The organism is Arcticibacter sp. (assembly GCF_045629565.1).
Lineage (GTDB): Bacteria > Bacteroidota > Bacteroidia > Sphingobacteriales > Sphingobacteriaceae > Arcticibacter.
Window position 1 is genome coordinate 34,532 of sequence record NZ_JAZQRL010000091.1, and the last position, 14,379, is coordinate 48,910.

The following is a 14,379-nucleotide window of genomic DNA, read 5'->3' on the forward strand; positions in this document are numbered from 1 at the left end:
GCCTATATCAAAAATGGGTTGAACGGGTCATGCCTAACCTTAGGGGTCTATAGTTAGGGGCCAGTTCCGTCTTGCCGGTATTAAGCTGCCATGTTATCAAGCGTAACAACCAGGCTAAGAGTTAAGAAACAACTAACAATTACAAACTTTAATTACTTAAATTATGAAAAGACTGCTACTTCTCCCAATCTTGCTGTGGGCTTCTCTCAGCTTGCTTGCTCAGGAACGGCACATTACCGGGACGGTAATCGAAAAAAGCACGCAAGAGGCATTGCCAGGTGCGTCCGTCCTGGTCCGGGGATCCAGTGGGGGAACCAAAACAGACAACAATGGAAAGTTCTCCATCCGCACCACATCGACTGGAAACGTCGAGCTGGAGATCAGAATGATAGGATTTATTCATCAGATCGTTTCGGTAAAAGGAAACGGGCCGGTAACTATCTCGCTGGCAGAAGACGCTAAGGCGCTGGATGAAGTTACCGTTGTGGCTGCTGGTTATGGCTCACCTATTAAAAGGAGTGAACTTACCGGCTCTGTCTCCACCGTATCCGGAGCTACCCTGGCACGTGTTCCGGTTTCTTCAGCAGCCGAAGCCCTGCAGGGTAAAGCAGCTGGTGTACAGGTGACCAGCTCCGATGGTGCGCCTGGTTCGGAGGTGAACATCCGTATCCGCGGAGGTACTTCAGTAACACAAAGTAACGCTCCTTTATTTATCGTTGACGGGTTTCCGGTTGATAACATCAATGATATTCCGCCAACAGATATTCTGAGCATTGATATTCTTAAAGATGCATCCATGACTGCGATTTATGGTGCGCGCGGTGGAAATGGCGTTGTAGTGGTAACTACTAAACGCGCCAGCTCCGGTAAGTTAAGCCTTAATTTTAACCACAATAGCCAGGTTAGAACCCTTGCCCGAAAAATCGATTTGATGAGCCCCTATGAATTTGTGAAAATTCAATATGAGTCGGCTGTAAGCGATAATACGAGACGTCAGAGGTTCCGGGGAAACTTTGGTAATCCCCTGGATTTCGACTTGTATAAGCGTTTTGAAGGTAATGACTGGCAGGATGAGATTTTAGGAGGATCGCCCATGAGTCATATGTATAACCTAACCCTGAACGGAGGATCGCAGACCCTGCGGTTTAATACCAGTATTACTCACCACGACGAGCAGGGGGTACTGATCGGGTCGGGGGTTAAGCGAACCAACGTGAATACGAAGTTCAGTGCGGACCTCTCCAAGAATGTGAAGTTGCTGATTAATCCCCGTTTTACATACCGTCAGAACAGCGGTGCGGGTGCCGGCAACGTCGGAAGCGGCGGGATTATCGGGGTGCTGCGTTACCGCCCCACGAATGGCATCCGTGAATTTTCACATGTGCCGGCGGAGGATATTGATCCCGATGAAGAACGTTTGTTTGAATACAATAATCCCAAAGGAGATATTGATCAGAATTACCTGAAAGCAAATAACTATGAGTTCACCAATCAGGCTTCGATCGACTGGAACATTCTGAAGGGCCTTACTTTCCGTACGCTGGGCTCACAGTATATGGCCTTTCATTATAGAGATCGTTTTTGGGGCGATTTAACTTCAGATGCCATTAATAATAACCGTTTACCTATAGCCGAACTGCAAAGTCAAAGGCGAAACAGGTACGGATGGACCAATACCCTGGAGTACAGCACATCAAAGGATGACCACAATTACAGGTTCCTGTTAGGGCAGGAGATTCAAAGTTCAGCGCAGTTTACCAACACAAACAGCTCGCGTTATTTTCCGAAGGCAGTAGAGCCTGAAAGAGCTATACGGAATCTGAACCTGGGAACACCCTGGAAAGCTTCGTCGTTTATAACCTCGCCTGAAAGATTATCCTCGGTCTTTGCTCAGGTCAACTACAATTATGGCCTGAAGTATCTTCTTTCGCTTACTTACCGCGCCGACGGATCTACCAAATTTGCTCCGGGCAAGCAGTGGGGACATTTCCCTGCGATCGCAGGCGCCTGGGTGCTATCGAAGGAAGAATTTATGGCTGATCAGGAGCTGTTTTCAGAACTAAAGGTGCGCGCTTCGATAGGCAAATCTGGAAATAACCGGATTGAGGACGATATGTGGCGGTACCAGTACCAAATTAATGGAACAGGAGGACCAGGATGGGGAGAAAGCAGTGAAACCGGATACGAATATTACGGCAATACCGGTGGTGGAACGATGCCTAATCCTGATATCAGATGGGAAACGACACTTACCCGCAACCTGGCTTTCGATATTGGGATGTTTAATGAGCGCGTGACCATTACACCTGAGGCATATTGGAACACCACCACTGACTTACTCTATTTGAGCAACATCCCTACTACGACAGGATATACGCAGCAAATGCAGAATATCGGTCAGGTGACTAACGGGGGATTCGACCTGACTGTTAATACGCAGCTGATCAGAAAGCAGGGCGCCTACTTAAATGCAACACTCACCTTTGGAGCAGGCAAGACCCGTATCGACAGGCTTAATGGCAGGGAAGATGTTCTTTGGATGACGCCTTCCAGTGGATGGAAGTCATCTGAAGCTGACTATATGTTGAAAGTGGGCGATCAGCTCGGCCTGATTTATGGCTTTGTGTATGATGGGATTTACGGATTTGATGAGTTCGATCAGCAAGGCTTCAACTTCGTAGCTAAACCGGGAACAGTGAATAACGATGCGCTTTTTGGCACGCAGCCAGGAAGGCCAAAGTTTAAAAATTTCGTGGATGGTGAAGGGGAGACCAATGTGGTAAACGACCTGGACAAAGTAGTTATCGGAAATACCAATCCTAAGTTCAGCGGTGGGTTTAACCTGGCAGGCGGATGGCGTAATTTCGATATCTCCGCGAACTTCTTCGGGATGTACGGATTCGATGTAAACAACGCTACGCGTTATACACTGTCCTCTTTCGAGAATAATGCCAATAATTATTTTAATATACTTCCGGAATTTAACGCAAGCAACCGTTGGCGTTACGCAGATGATGTCTACGGTGACCGGATGCTGAGCAACGCGCTCTACGTGGATCAATATCGCGAAGTCAATGGGAAAGCTACCATTTTTAATCCGGTAGATATCAGTAAGAAAGTAACGCACTCGTATTTTATTGAAGATGGTTCGTTCCTGCGGTTACAAGACCTGACTGTGGGTTATACCTTACCTCAGAGTGCTTTAAAACGCCTCAAGGTAGGAAGTCTGCGCGTATTTGTCAGCGGTTACAACCTGTTTATATGGACAAAATACTCGGGATACGATCCGGAGGTTGATGTTCAGACCGGACTCACGCCAGGCATCGACTATAATCGTTATCCACGAAGCCGCAATTTTCTGGCAGGTTTAAATATTACTTTATAATCTAACTATTACAGTATAGAAAAATTTATAGATATGAGAAAATACATAATGATTCTCAGTACCATACTGATAGGCCTTGCCTCCTGTAAAAAAGATTTTCTGCAGGTAAACTCTGATTCCAAATATGAGGGGGATTATGTTTTCGGAAACAAGGAGGAGATTAACAGGGTATTAACAGCCGTCTATGCTTCCTTAATGAGTAATGACAGTTACGGTAATGCCTACTTCAATACTTTCGCTTTAAATAACGATGTGGAATTTACGCCTTTCGCAGGTGAATTACCGAATGTAAGCGGGGAAGACTTCAAGGCTTTTGACGGCGCTCCACATGCTCCCACCATCTTAAGATTCTGGAATAAGCAATATGAAGGCATTGAACGTGCAAATATTTTCATCAATGGAATTCAGGGTAGCCCGGTGTTCAGCGAGAGCGATAGGGACCTTACGCAGCAGCTTGGTGAAGCAAAAGTCTTAAGAGCTATGTTCTATCATGATCTGGTAGTGATGTTTGGTGATGTCCCTTTCAACACCGAGCCTAGTATGAATCTTAAATCGGCGTTTGTGATTCCTGTAACGGACCGGAATGAAATTCTCAGCTTCCTCATTAATGACTTGAAAGAGGCAGCTTCCGGAATGAAATTCGCTGCTGAATTAACAGAAGGCGTGGAGCGGGCTTCTAAAGAGTTTTGTTACGGTATGATCGCGCGGATGGCTTTAACCCGCGGCGGCTACGCCTTGTATCCGGATGGTGCTAAAGGATCCATGAAACGCATGCCTGACTACAAAGATTACTATCGTATCGCGATGCAGTATGCCGATTCGGCTATATCATCCGAGAAACATACTCTCAATAAGTCATTCCGGGACGTATTTATTGATCAAACCAACAACATTGTGACCAATAATGACGATCCGATATTTGAAATTCCTTTTTTAAGAAACTCAAGCGGCAATGTGGGCTTTGTTACCGGAGCTGCTGTTGGTTCGCTTAATGATCTGACAAACCACGTATGGGGAGCGGCAAATGGTGGTATGAGGCTAAACGCTTTTTACCATTACTCTTTCGATCGCAGTGATGTCAGACAAAAATATACCGTTGGTAAGTGGAATTACGATGCTTCCGCTCAACCACAGGTACTTGTTGACTATACCATGTACAATAACAAATGGTCTAAACTATGGGCCGACCAATCAAAAGCTTTAGGAAATCAAAGTACCGGTAGCACAGGGATTAATTTGCCTTATATGCGGTATGCCGATATTCTACTCATGTATGCGGAGGCCGTGAATGAGGTGGAGGAAGGTGTAAGCGGGGCAAATGGAGCAAAGGCAATCGAGGCGTTTAAGCAGGTACGAAAACGGGCATTTACTGCTGCAGACCAAGCGGATAAGGTTACAGCCTACACCAACACCGTTGCCGCCACTAAAGAGTCTTTTTTTAAAGCCATAACGGAAGAAAGGAAATGGGAATTCGGCGGCGAAAACATCCGCTGGAAGGATTTAGTTCGCTGGAACCTTTATTCGAAAGTAGTATACGATAGCTTTAAGGAATACCTGATTGTGGCTTTGATGGCCGGAGGGGACTTTATTGAAGGTGCTGAAAAATATCAGAACCTGCCTGTTAATAAGTTTTATATGCGTATTCCAAATCCAGGTGATAAAAATATCTATCCGAATACAACCCTTCCCATTATCGAATTTTATAACGAATGGGAAGCAGTACTAAATCCGGGTTCCGGCTGGCTGACCGCAACTTATTATGATTGGTACGATGTTAATACTTCAATGCCGAAAAGCCAAATATCTTATTCGTTCCGAGGCTTTGTTAAGGGTGGACCTTCGGCAAACTGGGAAAGCTTAGATCCTAATAATCTGCCGCCCGTGCGTTATATCCTGCCTTTCCCTAACCAAGCCATTCAGATGAGCAATGGAACTTATAAGAACCACTATGGCTACAATTAATGTCGTATTAAAGAAAATTGATATGAAACTTAAGATATTAATACAGAATATTCTCCTGGCAAGCATGCTGGTTTTTGTTCTCAATGGTTGCAAGAAACCGGAACTTCAACTCACCGACGAGGAAGAAAACAGATCGTTTATGGCTGTATTCCGCATACAGGCGAATACCGGTAAAAGCGGCGATCCGCTAGCCAGCCAGGTTGTCAATACAAACGATATTTTCCTGACATGGAACGGCATTGATGGGGCTGCGGGCTACCACATCAAGATGAAAACTCAAGCCGGCTCCTGGGATATTCCCGGTGATATTCTTTGGGATACCATCGTAGGACCTGAAGTCCTCAAAATCACGAAGGAAGATTTGCAGTATTCAACCAGGCATAATTTTATCATCCAAACCCTGTCTCCGCTGGGAGAGGCTTATCATTCGAAATGGTACGGGATGGGAGACGGCGCTCATAATGACGATCGCGCTGAATTTGATACAGGGGAACGACTCGGTATTCCCGATGTGGTATCCGTTGCCGGGGTGACTGAAAATAGCATGCGTGTTTATTTTGATCTGAAAGTGTACAGTTCTGAGCCTGCCGTGCTAAACCCTAGCTTTCAACATGAAAATATGCAATTTCTCATGGACGAAATACTGGTGCAGCCCGCATCAGTAAATCGGGATTTGCCTACTCAGAGGATCAAGCTGAGCGCCACCGATATAACAAATGGCTATGTTGATGTTACAGGTTTAGTTTCAAATGCCTTATATGTTGTCAATGGGCTTAACAATAAGGTAGTTCGCTACTGGGACCGGCTTTATAACACCAGTATGGTTCGTATGAAAGGCCAGGTAGGCGAGCCGATTCTGATCCCCCATATCGTAGACCAGGCCAATACCTGGGCTCAGCAGAATAACGCCTCACGCCTCGATACGATATTAAACAACTATTTATTTGATAATACGCTTGCCGAGGGCACGATATTCATGCTGGAAGCCGGCAAGAAATATTATCTAGGCAATAATGTCGTTTTAGCCAAAGGCCTGATTTTAAAATCAAATGCTCCGGGTACAAAGGCTACTCTTTATATGGGACTTGGGTATAATGATCTTAATAATGCGTCACTTGCTTTTAACTTCCAACTTGGACGTAATGCGCAAGCTGGTGAAATTGGAAGTATCACCGTGGGGGATGTCATATTTGATGATCTTAGCGTTGAGTTGCCACTTGCGGTTAATTTCTTCAACCAATCTCTATATCCGGGTAAATCCATTAACGGAAACTATTTTATTAATCAGAGCTCCGCATCTATGCCGTTCACCTGCTCGAGGCTGGAAGCCCGTAACTGTAATTTCCAGGGAATGGTGCGCTCCTGGTTCAGAACACAGGGTACAAATCGTCAGGTCATCGAAAACATCACGGTGGAAAATTGTCTGTTCCATGATGCGGGTATGTATGATACTAATGGACGTGGATATCCATTGATCACCGGAGCAGCAGTTTCTGAAAAAACCAATATTTTCAATAACGTTGTTATTAAAAACAACTCATTCGTCGGCGTGTCGTATGACCAGCTCATTCGTGAAACCGCGAATCTTGCCTGGGCCCCAAGTGTGGTCTGGAATGTAACGATTGAAAATAATACCTTCCTAAACGCGTTTTCTGTCTCGAATGGTCGCTTCCTGATACAACATCAGAATCCGCCGGCTAACAGTAAATACGTTGTCAGGAAAAACCTATTCATTTCTGTCAAAGCAGCTGGTGACGACCGGGCATTCTCCCAGAGCGGAATGGATTTCAGAACCTACCGTTCAGGAGTAAGTTTCGACGTCGCTGATAACTACTCCACTTCAGCAAAATCGGCAAACAATGCGGTTACCTACTTTACGTCCGCAGAGATATTTAACAATCAGCCGTTTAGCCATACTGGCAGGGGAGCCGGATTTAACGGAGGTGCCCTCAATAAGGGAGGTTTAGAGGCCACTAAAGTGATAACGGGCCCAACGCCAATTGCTCCGGAGAACCTGATGGTCGATCCTTATCCGAAAGGTAAAAAGGTTGAAGCCAACTGGGCAACGGACGCGCACATTTATAACCTGGACGGTTTGCGTTACAAGAATACCCCAGAGGTGCTAAATCATCCTATTTATACAAAAGGAATTGGAGACCCTCGCTGGAGGTAAGTTCCCAGAGATATCTCCCTGTGAAAGATGAATGGGGGAATTAACTTTTAAACATTTCCAACCTGAAGTCAGCTCCCCAAGCGGAGAGGGCTTCGGGTTTTTTTATACCATCATAAGCTTGCCTTATGGTGGTTACTCCATAACCGGGTTTCCCTTGATCTCCAACTTGGCAAATCTCATCACCTCCAGTCCCGCATACCCAAAATCTTCCACAATTTTACCTTCAATCAAGTAGCAACCAGCTCCACGAAACGGATAGGATGGCGTTGAACCGGGGAAATGTACGGTATCAAAGAAATCACCCTTCACATCCAAAAAGGTGCCGAACCACATTTTTTTGTTGGTCTTCGTATACACCGTCTTTTCGCAAACATACAGGCCCACCATCCGCACAACAGTGCCGACAAGTGCAATCATCTGTCTGGCCATTACATTTCCCCGGAAAGACGTTTTGAGCAAGTCGAACATCGACAGAGATAGGGGATAACCGAGAAGTTCAAGTTCGTGATAGGCATCTTCGAGCTGAGTAGTGGAAAGTCCAGGAAGCTGATAATGCTTCACGTCCACTTGAAAAAGCTCAGTGCCATTTATAGGTTTAACCTTCGTGGAGAGCAAGGCATGAACGTCCCAAAGCAGTTCCTTCTTGTTTTTTCTTGTGAAACGAAACGCACCAACCCTTATCAGAATAATGGCCTGATCTAGTTTAATACCTGTGCGCTTTAGAAAGTCTTCCAAGCCAAGAAAAGGGCCGTTGCGCTTTCTTTCTTCGGGAATAAGATCGACAAGCCCATTCTCCAGACCCTGTATGCCGAAAAGTCCCAGCCAGCACTCAGAACCTTTCACGTTCACGACATCGTCGCTTTCGTTCACGCAGGGCAAATGCACCTTTGCACCCGTCTTTTGAAGCTCATGGACATACAGCCAGCGGGTGTAAAACCCTCCATAATTGTTTAGCACCGCCACCATAAACTCCAAAGGATAATAAGTTTTGAGAAAGAGGCTTTGGTAGCTCTCCACAGCGAAGCTTGCCGAATGTGCCTTGCTGAAGCTGTAACCGGCAAAACTGCTCACCTGTCGCCACACCTCTTTGATGGTCTCCTCCGCTCTTCCCAGTTTTCGCGAACCCTCGAAAAAGCGGTCTATCAACCGATCAAACTCCACCCGCGAGCGGTATTTCCCGCTCATGCCACGACGGAGAACATCCGCATCGGAACCATCCATTCCTGCGAAGTGGATGCAAACCTTAATTACATCTTCCTGATACACCATCACCCCATAAGTTTCCCCAAGCTTCTCCGCCAGGACCGGATGAAGGTAAGTGACTTCTTCCGGACGGCTATGATACCGGATATACGTCGACATCATGCCCGATGATGCTACTCCCGGACGGATAATGGAGCTGGCGGCGACCAGTACGGGGTAGCTGTCACAACGAAGCTTGTTCAGTAGCTGCCTCATGGCTGGTGACTCGATATAAAAACAGCCTATTGTATCTCCTCGTTTCAGCCTTTCGTTCAGCAGGGGATCACTCATGAAATCTTTAACCTTATGGATGTCGATCTTCCGCTTTTGGTTCTCCTCGATCAGGTTCACCGCCTGCTTGATATGGCCGATACCGCGCTGACTAAGGATATCATATTTATCATAACCGATCTCCTCTGCCTCGTACATGTCCCATTGTACCACGGGCATTCCCTTCGGCGGAAGATCCAGAGCGGTATAGTAGGAGATGGGCTCTTCCGAAATCAAAACACCTCCTGCGTGAATACTCCGCTGATTGGGCATATCGCTCATCAGGCTATGGATCGCTACAATTTTCCGGAACGTTTCGTTGTCACGGTTCAGAGATTCTTTTGAACGGTCGGTGAAGCCGTCAATCTCCGTCTTCGGCAGACCCATCACCTTTCCGATCTCACGAATGACTGAGCGGTCGCGGAATGTCGTCATGGTTCCCAGCAGAGCGGTATGCGCACTGCCGTACCGCTTGAAGATATAATCCTGCACATCCTCCCGCTCATCCCATGAAAAATCAAGATCGAAGTCGGGAGCCGAAGAGCACTGTTCGTTTAGAAAACGCTCGAAGTAAAGGTCCAGTTCAATAGGGTCGACATCCGTAATACGCAGGCAATAGGCAACGACACTATTAGCGCCCGAGCCCCGGCCTACATGATAGTATCCTCTCGACATCGAATAGCGAATGATGTCCCAGGTAATCAAAAAGTAAGAACAAAAATTCATGTCATTGATTACCTTCAGTTCATGCTTCAGTCTCCGCTGAGCTTCCTTGTTGTTTTTTCCATAGCGGTAGAGCATTCCTTCCATGGCAAGCTTTTGCAGCAAAGCCCGGTCGTCACTTTGGTTGCCTGTAAAAGTCTTTCTGTTGCGCTTTATTTTTCCTTCCGGATAATCCATATGACACTGGTCCAGAAGCCTTCGCGTATTATCCAGGATGAACGGGTATTTAGAAAACTTAGCCTCCAGTTCACCGGGCATTAGGAACATGTCCGTGTCTCTGCATTTATCTTCCGGCCGCACTTTACTGAGAACCGTATTCAGATCAATGGCCCTCAGATATTCGTGCAGACGGAATTCAATGCGGTCTGATACAAAGACTGGTTGCAGAACCAGTAGGCTGTCTTTGATATCATTAATGTCTCTATTGTAAAGAAGATGCAGTTCGTCTGCACGGATTCCCAAAAACTCATTTGTTCTTAACGTATGTTCATAACCCAAAGGATATACGACAAATGCATGTCTGAAGAGAGGAGGATGGTCTGGCAATACTTTCTTTTCCAGGTTATGTTCCGTCAGAAAATCATTCAGCTCCCTCATTCCTTCTCTGTTACGTGCGATGCCGATATAGAGCAGCTTCTTGTCCCTCCTGAACTCAATGCCACAAACAGGCGTGATCGTTTCAAACTTTCTGCACTTCCGGATGAATTCCATCACACCCGTTGAGTTATTAATGTCAGTCAATACCATACGCGTGACCCCGCGAGAAGAGGCCTCTGCGATGAGTTTATCCATTGACATAGTGCCATAGCGGAGGCTATACCAGGAGTGAACGTTTAAATACACCGGATTAAAGTTTGATGTCTATGGTAGATGCAAGGGCAATAGACTTTTCTCCGAACCGCCGGCGGATCTTATCCATGGCCTGGCACAGGCTGTACTGTTCCTGAGAATCCGTGTAAAGACCAATCTGTTCATAGCCGCTCACGAGGTTGGAGAGTCTGACTCCTACCAGACGGATCAGCATCCGCTTCTGGTAGACTTGCCTGAAGAGCTCCCTGGCCTTGCGGATCAGTACGCTGTCGAGTGATGTATAAGGAATAGAAGCCTGCTTAGTTACGTCCTCGAAGTTCGAATAACGTACAGTCACCGTAATACAGGCAGCCAGCTTTTTTTTCTGCCTCAATTCATAGGCGATGCCCATCACCATCGCAGTCAGGAGATTGTTGATTGATTCAATATCAATGGAGTCAGCTTTAAATGTACTTTGCGTTCCGATGCTCTTTTGCTCATGAAAAGGGATTACCGGCGATAAATCAATTCCCCTCGCTTTTTGAAGCAGGACAAGTCCGCTTTTGCCCAGCACGGTATTCATTTGATCCGGATGCATCTGAGCAAGCGTATATATTTTTTTCACCCCCATGTCGCTAAGCTTCAGGAAAGTCTTCTCGCCGAGTCCCGGAATTTTCCTGATAGACAGCGGGTCTAGGAAATTTCGTACCTCCGGCTGCTGAATATTGAGCTCACCATTCGGCTTGCACTCGTTGGTACACATCTTAGAGACGGTCTTATTGACCGACAGGCCGAAGGAAATAGGCAGTCCCGTTTCTTTGATCACCTTTTGTCGAAGCTCATGCGCGTAGACCAGGGTATTGTGAAAGCGGTCCATCCCGGTCATGTCGATATAATGCTCGTCAATGGAAGCCTTTTCTATGAGAGGAACCCGTTCTTTGAGAAGCTCCGTTATCTCATGCGACGCTTTAGAATACTCATCCATATTCCCACGAATGAATTCCGCATGAGGGCAAAGCATCTTCGCCATTCTGGATGACATAGCAGAGTGAACACCAAACTTGCGGGCTTCGTAGCTGCAGGAAGATACGACACCTCGGTCCGAGGTTCCCCCGATAATCACAGGTTTTCCTGCCAGCCGTGGATCCTTCCTTACCTCCACAGATACAAAGAATGCATCCTGGTCCATATGAATGATTTGTCGTTCCGCTTGCATAATATCAGGATTTTAAGATGCAAAGATATGCTAATAATTTTAGCATATTGGGTAACTTATTTTAAAATTAAGGCGAATGGATTTAATGATCCTTGCGGGGATACCGCAACAATCATATTATGATAATGATTGGTTCTTTCCTGGCGTTTTCAGATACTGAATATGATCTCAATAGGGCTACGATGTAGCTGGCTTTAGTGCATCGTCTTTTATATCAGGAGTTACAGATCTTCGCCTGCTTATCATATTGCTCACCCGATACATCAGCGCTATACTGACCACCGACACGGCCACAATGACGTAGCCTACAACGTTATAGTGCTGCAGTGGGCTGGCTGGGGTTTCCTGATATACGATCATCCCCGCAATTACTGCTGCAACCCCGCCCGCTATTTGCTGTAATGATGCATTGATACTCATAAACGCACCCCTGTCTGCCGTGTCCGGTATTGCACTCGTTAACGCTATTGAGGGAACCATCCGGCCCATGATACCCATCATCATAACAACGTTGAACAGTATAACCAAGCCAAACGGAATCATCGATTGATTGGTGTACAACACGCATACGATCATCATCCACCCGGAGGCGAAGGCAAACAGTTTAAACTTGCTCATGCGATCACTTAGCTTACCAATTATCGGCATGATGATTAATGAACAAATCCCTGATACCATGAAGAGCACCGGCAACTGTGTGTGTGACACGCCCAGGTTATTAACGGCAAATGCACTACTAAAAGGCATCATCATAAAGCCGCCAATAGACAATAGAGCAGTTGCAGTGAAGCCGATTCTATAGTCACGCTTAGCGACAGTGGCAACAAGATGAGCCAGCACAGAACGTTCGTGCTGCAAAGCCAGATGATCTGCCACGGGCATCATTTTAAGTTTGATAATTATCGCGATAAAGGCAGCCAGCGCAGCCGTCGACAAGAATGGTGCTTCCCAACCCCAATGGTTGGCTAACCAAATACTAATGGGTATACCTAAAACCTGACTGGCTCCAAAACCCATTTGCAAAAATCCCATTACCCGGCCACGTTGCTGTAAGGAAAAAAGATCTGTAACTATGGCCATAGATATAGAGCCGATGACGCCGCCAAACAAGCCTGTAACAATACGCGCAGCCAGCAAAAAAGTGTAGCTATTCGCTAATCCGCAGGCAACGGTACCTACGATAAATCCGGTGTAAAAGAAAAGCAACAATTTTTTGCGATCATACTTATCAGCAAAGCCGGCTGTCAGAAGTCCCGATATGCCTGCGCTAAAGGCATAAGCTGATACCGACACGCCGAACTTCGTGGGAGTTAAGCTTAGTGATTTCATCAGCATATCACCTAGTGGCGACATAATCATAAAGTCAAGTATGACTGTGAACTGCGTCATAGCCAATAAGAAAATCACGAGTTTCTGATAATTGGTAAAGGGTGTGGGGGTAATGTGTTTCATAGATAGGTGTTTAAATTCCAAGTGGTTTTAACCTGATCGCCAACAGACCTGATGTTATACGATCTGTTTGCGTTTCCTGTAGTACCGTTTTGCTTTTTCACTGGATCCGCAGATCTGCATATTACACCACTTACGCCGGTGGTTTTTAGTTTCATCCAGAAACAACCATGCACAACCGTTGCACTGTTTTATAAACATGTGTTTGGATGCCGTAATTACTTCATAGGCAGACAGGATGTAAAAACGCAGGATCTGGCGTAAATCCCCTTCTTGATTTTTCCAATCACGCACCGGGATGTGTTCCTTAACTGAAAGTTTTCTGTAAGAGAGAGCGTCTGACAAAAAGTTGTTGAACGTATCGAGTGCATCCTGATTCATGCTTCCTGCTTCGCCCTTTGCCAATGTAGAGAAGATAATATACAATGCTGCTCGTGCCGCTTTTACTTCCCCCAAGGCATTCTCTGCGGCTGTCGGGTTCTTACGGGCTTTCTCGGTCAGCGTTGTCCATGTTTCCTGGGCTACGATGCCGTGCCGACCAGCCAGCGTCACCAGATCCAGATAGCTGTGAAGCCGCTCGACAGGTTCTCCGGGCACAGCCCCATAACCCGAATTAACTAGGTCAATGGATGGATTGCCCACGTCTAACGTCATTGTTCCGACGCTTGAGATTTTTGTCATTGAGCAAATATATGATAATCATACCCATGTAGGTTGTTTAGATGGTATAAATGGGTATATTTATACACATGTTGCTAGCCGAAGAGTGGAATTGAATAGTTCATAAAAAATGAATACAAAAGAATTTGCACAACATTGGTTGAAGTCATGGAACGATCATAATATTGAGGCGGTTTTGTCACACTTTTCGGACGACGTTCAGGTCACCACACCAATGATCAAGATTGCAACGGGAAGACGGGAAAATACCTTACATGGAAAGGAGTCGTTAAGGGAATATTGGAGTACAGCACTCAATAAGTTTCCCGATTTGCATTTTGAGTTAATTTGTATTACCGAAGGAGTGAACTCGGTAGCTCTGTTTTATAAATCCGTTTTAGGTAAAAAGGCGATTGAAGTGTTGTATTTTAATCAGGCTGGTTTGGTTGACGAATTGAGCGCTTTCTATAGTATCGAAAGCGACTGATCATTTCAGCTGCATCAGAAATC

General features: G+C 45.9%; 8 protein-coding genes. 4 read left to right on the plus strand and 4 right to left on the minus strand.

Annotated features, from left to right (window positions below; translation table 11 throughout):
- Window positions 1-163: 163 nt before the first annotated feature.
- From ACKI5J_RS11000 to ACKI5J_RS11010, 3 genes are read left to right on the plus strand one after another with little or no spacing between them, the layout of a single operon-like run.
- A complete protein-coding gene (locus ACKI5J_RS11000; protein WP_407429432.1) occupies window positions 164-3,385 on the plus strand; it encodes a SusC/RagA family TonB-linked outer membrane protein in 3,222 nt (1,073 codons plus the stop codon).
- A 33-nt stretch (window positions 3,386-3,418) separates the two neighbouring features.
- On the plus strand, window positions 3,419-5,347 hold the full coding sequence (locus ACKI5J_RS11005; RefSeq protein ID WP_407429433.1) for a RagB/SusD family nutrient uptake outer membrane protein: 1,929 nt from the start codon (window positions 3,419-3,421) through the stop codon (window positions 5,345-5,347).
- A 22-nt stretch (window positions 5,348-5,369) separates the two neighbouring features.
- Window positions 5,370-7,520 (plus strand): hypothetical protein, encoded by a 2,151-nt coding sequence (locus ACKI5J_RS11010; protein ID WP_407429435.1) that lies wholly within the window; start codon window positions 5,370-5,372, stop codon window positions 7,518-7,520.
- A gap of 132 nt (window positions 7,521-7,652) precedes the next feature.
- Here the strand turns inward: ACKI5J_RS11010 and ACKI5J_RS11015 are convergent, their stop codons facing one another.
- The 4 genes from ACKI5J_RS11015 to ACKI5J_RS11030 all read right to left on the minus strand — a co-directional run bounded on the left by ACKI5J_RS11015 (window position 7,653) and on the right by ACKI5J_RS11030 (window position 13,863).
- Window positions 7,653-10,598: a DNA polymerase III subunit alpha gene (locus ACKI5J_RS11015; protein WP_407429437.1), complete on the minus strand. Its 2,946-nt coding sequence runs from the start codon at window positions 10,596-10,598 to the stop codon at window positions 7,653-7,655.
- Between the two features lie 4 nt (window positions 10,599-10,602).
- Window positions 10,603-11,760: a DNA polymerase IV gene (gene dinB, locus ACKI5J_RS11020; RefSeq protein ID WP_407429439.1), complete on the minus strand. Its 1,158-nt coding sequence runs from the start codon at window positions 11,758-11,760 to the stop codon at window positions 10,603-10,605.
- Between the two features lie 177 nt (window positions 11,761-11,937).
- A complete protein-coding gene (locus ACKI5J_RS11025) occupies window positions 11,938-13,212 on the minus strand; it encodes an MFS transporter (protein WP_407429441.1) in 1,275 nt (424 codons plus the stop codon).
- Between the two features lie 54 nt (window positions 13,213-13,266).
- Window positions 13,267-13,863, minus strand: coding sequence for a CGNR zinc finger domain-containing protein (locus ACKI5J_RS11030; RefSeq protein WP_407429443.1), 597 nt, complete (start codon window positions 13,861-13,863; stop codon window positions 13,267-13,269).
- Between the two features lie 136 nt (window positions 13,864-13,999).
- Here ACKI5J_RS11030 and ACKI5J_RS11035 point away from each other — a divergent pair, with 136 nt between their 5' ends.
- Window positions 14,000-14,356 (plus strand): nuclear transport factor 2 family protein, encoded by a 357-nt coding sequence (locus ACKI5J_RS11035; RefSeq protein WP_407429445.1) that lies wholly within the window; start codon window positions 14,000-14,002, stop codon window positions 14,354-14,356.
- Window positions 14,357-14,379 lie beyond the last annotated feature (23 nt).

Excerpts from the sequence above, each read along its gene's own strand:
- ACKI5J_RS11000 (WP_407429432.1), top strand. The coding sequence starts at position 164 with ATGAAAAGACTGCTACTTCTCCCAATCTTGCTGTGGGCTTCTCTCAGC.
- ACKI5J_RS11005 (WP_407429433.1), top strand. The coding sequence starts at position 3,419 with ATGAGAAAATACATAATGATTCTCAGTACCATACTGATAGGCCTTGCC.
- ACKI5J_RS11010 (WP_407429435.1), top strand. The coding sequence starts at position 5,370 with ATGAAACTTAAGATATTAATACAGAATATTCTCCTGGCAAGCATGCTG.
- dinB (WP_407429439.1), bottom strand. The coding sequence starts at position 11,760 with ATGCAAGCGGAACGACAAATCATTCATATGGACCAGGATGCATTCTTT.
- ACKI5J_RS11025 (WP_407429441.1), bottom strand. The coding sequence starts at position 13,212 with ATGAAACACATTACCCCCACACCCTTTACCAATTATCAGAAACTCGTG.
- ACKI5J_RS11030 (WP_407429443.1), bottom strand. The coding sequence starts at position 13,863 with ATGACGTTAGACGTGGGCAATCCATCCATTGACCTAGTTAATTCGGGT.
- ACKI5J_RS11035 (WP_407429445.1), top strand. The coding sequence starts at position 14,000 with ATGAATACAAAAGAATTTGCACAACATTGGTTGAAGTCATGGAACGAT.